General features: G+C 50.5%; 4 protein-coding genes. All 4 read left to right on the top strand.

The window, feature by feature from the left end:
* A partial coding sequence (locus ACWA6V_RS20340) for an AAA family ATPase (protein ID WP_449524200.1) occupies positions 1 to 588 on the top strand: 588 nt, incomplete at its 5' end.
* A 15-nt stretch (positions 589 to 603) separates the two neighbouring features.
* Positions 604 to 1572, top strand: coding sequence for a DUF58 domain-containing protein (locus tag ACWA6V_RS20335; protein ID WP_449524199.1), 969 nt, complete (start codon positions 604 to 606; stop codon positions 1570 to 1572).
* 49 nt (positions 1573 to 1621) lie between these two features.
* Positions 1622 to 2194 (top strand): DUF4381 domain-containing protein, encoded by a 573-nt coding sequence (locus tag ACWA6V_RS20330; protein WP_449524198.1) that lies wholly within the window; start codon positions 1622 to 1624, stop codon positions 2192 to 2194.
* Positions 2187 to 2724 (top strand): VWA domain-containing protein (locus ACWA6V_RS20325; protein ID WP_449524197.1); only part of this gene is annotated, 538 nt, incomplete at its 3' end. The genes ACWA6V_RS20330 and ACWA6V_RS20325, both read left to right, overlap by 8 nt.

Below are 2724 nucleotides of genomic sequence, written 5' to 3'. Positions count from 1 at the left end.
CGCCAAGTGAGTGTGGGCAGCAAAACCTATCCCCTCCCCGGCTTGTTTATGGTCATGGCGACCCAGAACCCCATTGAGCAAGAAGGTACCTACCCGCTGCCAGAAGCCCAACTCGATCGTTTCTTGCTGCATGTGGTGGTGGATTACCCGAGCATCGAAGCCGAACGCCGCATTTTGCAACTCGCGCGCAATGAGGCCGCTTCGGTTGCAGCCGTACAGCCCGAAATGATTACCCAGGCCACTATCGATGCGGCGCGCAACCAAATTCTAGCGATATACATGGCCGAAAGTGTGGAGGACTACATAGTCCACCTGATCAACGCCACCCGCCGCCCGGCGCAATATTCTGAAGAGCTAGCCGGATTGATCGAATACGGCGCAAGCCCGCGCGCTACTATTGCGTTGGATCGCTGTGCCCGCGCTCATGCCTGGTTAAAAGGCCGCGATTTTGTCAGCCCCGATGATGTGCAAGCAGTCGCTCACGATGTATTGCGTCATCGCCTGATTTTAAGTTTTGAAGCAGAAGCCACTGGCACCACACCCAATCACGCGATTGATAAATTGCTGGCCGCCGTGCCACTGAGCTAAGTGGAACGCAATGCTATGAGCAATTTGCTGCAAGACCTGAATCCACGCGGCGCCTATACCGAACTCGCCGCGCTATTGCGCTGCCGTTTTTCCGCGCAGGATTTAAAACTTTTCGCCCACCAACCAGCGCGCAGTTTATTGTCGGGCGGTGAACGCACACGCTTTCGCGGACGCGGAATGGATTTTGAGGAAGTGCGGCTCTACCAACCGGGCGATGACATCCGCTCTATCGACTGGCGAGTGACCGCGCGCACCCAGGTCGCGCACACCAAAATTTTTCGCGAAGAGCGCGAGCGGCCGGTATTTATGTTGGTTGACCAGCGCTCGTCGTTATTTTTTGGCAGCACGCGCTGTTTTAAATCGGTGCTCGCCGCCCACATAGCAGCACTGCTCGGTTGGGCTGCACTCGCCAACGGTGATCGGTTAGGTGCATTGGTATTCGGCGATTACAACCAGCGCGATGTGCGTCCACGCCGTAGCAAACATGCCGTGTTGGAATTATTGCATCAGCTGCAAGATTACAATCACCGTTTAACATCGCCAATTACTCCCGCTCCAACACAATTGCCGTCAGGCCAAATCCAAAAGCCCAACTCGTTGAATGAAATGCTGGCGGATGCACGCCGCATTGCCAAACCTGGCTGCGCGCTATTTATCATCAGCGATTTCCACGATTTGGATAATAGTGCCGAACAACAATTATTTGAATTGGCACGGCACACCGATGTAACCCTGATTCATGTTTATGATCAACTCGAACGCCAACTGATTAGCAATTCGCCATTAACTATTAGTAATGGCCGCGAGCGTTTGCAGTTAGCCGCTAACGAAAAGGCATTTCAGCAAGCTTATCAAAATCAGTTTGACCAACAGCTAACACTGCTCACGAATATTTGCAAACGCTTGCGCATCCCACTGCTGAGTTACGCTACGCAAGACGATATTCAGGATGGCTTGCGCAAAGCCTTTGGCCGAAAAAAATAGTCATTACTTTTAACATTAACTACAACTTATTGAAGAATAAAAGCAGACTATGCAACCAACCTCTTCTCCTCTGGATCAATTAGCCGATATCCATTTGCCCGATGGCGTAAGCTGGTGTCCCGTCGCGCCCCGCTGGTGGATATTGCTCTCGTTACTGCTTATCGCCATCATTGGATTTTTTATTTGGCGCAACCGCAAACAACAAAATTATTATCGTGTTATCGCCCAGCATCAACTCACTGGCATTTACGCCGATTATCAACAGACTCAAAATGCAGGAGCTTATCTACAAGCGCTGAGCCAGCTATTGCGCCGCACCGCGCTTACCGCTTACCCGCATAGTTTTAATGCTAGTATCAAAGGCAATGACTGGTTAAATTGGCTGGATTCAGTTTGCCCGGCTTTGACTGAAAAATTTTCAGGCGAACTCGGCCAAAGCTTGTTGAGCAGCGCCTATCAAAAAAATCCACAACTCGATGTCAGTGGTTTGCATCAGTTAAGTTCGCAATGGATCAATCTCCACCGCAACCATCGCCAAAAACTTTCCACCTCAAAACTTTCTACCTCAAAACAAGGCGCACCAAAAAAAGTCAAAACAACAGCGGAGGCCAACCATGTTTGAGATGCAATGGCCATGGTTATTGTGGCTCGCACCAATGCCCTTACTAATGGGTTTTATAGCGCCCAAAAAACGTATTGAAGCTGCACTGCGCGTACCGTTTTACCAACACGCTAGTCAACTCGAACACCAGAATCGTTTGGGTGTAGGAAAACGTCCGGCAAAATTATTATCTCTCTGGCTGATATGGCTCTGCTGCTTATTGGCCGCCACTAACCCGCAATGGGTGGGCGAGCCTACCAGCATGCCATCGAGTGGCCGAGATTTATTAATGGCAGTCGATATTTCCGGCAGTATGGAGCAGACCGATATGGTCGCCAATGGGCGCAAGATCACACGCTTAATGGCGGTTAAAAAAGTGATTGGCGACTTTGTTACGCGCCGCACTACTGATCGGCTGGGGTTAATTTTGTTTGGTGCACAAGCCTATCTGCAAGCACCGCTCACTTATGATCGCAACACCGTCAATCAATTATTACAAGAAGCACAAATTGGTTTTGCCGGGCGCGAAACCGCAATTGGCGATGCTATCG

The organism is Cellvibrio sp. (assembly GCF_053579595.1).
The sequence above is the reverse complement of the archived record's forward strand: the minus strand, read 5'-3'. Positions and strand labels throughout refer to the sequence as shown.